The sequence below is a fragment of the Staphylococcus sp. GDY8P57P genome, assembly GCF_017892585.1.
GTDB classification, from domain to species: Bacteria; Bacillota; Bacilli; order Staphylococcales; family Staphylococcaceae; genus Staphylococcus; species Staphylococcus borealis.
Genome location: NZ_JAESLK010000137.1, coordinates 1 through 392, shown reverse-complemented (window position 1 = coordinate 392; position 392 = coordinate 1). Strand labels below are relative to the sequence as shown.

Here is a 392-nt window from a genome sequence, read left to right as displayed (position 1 = left end):
CTATCATTTAGAACGATGCAATTAATAGGGAAACCTTACCATATCAAGTTACCAGTTGATGTACAAGCCACAAGTGCAGTACGTACAGTGTCTAGTGTGACAACGGTAGATGGGCCTAAACTCAGTTATGAATTACAGGATATGCTAGATATATATCCTCAACTGCATGTTTCTATGGAGCCGTTTGGTATTCATGCTAAGACGGAGCCTGATATTGCACGTCATTTGGCTTGTATTGTCAGACATCAACCCTATTTGGCTGATAATGGTACAACTATAGTGACAGCGAGTTTAGTCAATAGAAATCCAGTTGATAACCAAATAACAGTAGATAGTTATTTGAATTGGATTAATGATGAAATTACAGAGGGTACGATTAAGAAATTTCTCAG

At 37.5% G+C, this 392-nt stretch carries 1 protein-coding gene; it reads left to right on the top strand.

Annotation, left to right across the window (positions count from 1 at the left end; genetic code table 11):
- Nucleotides 1-392: IucA/IucC family protein (locus KA878_RS14475; RefSeq protein ID WP_245336775.1), on the top strand; the 392-nt coding region annotated here is incomplete at both ends.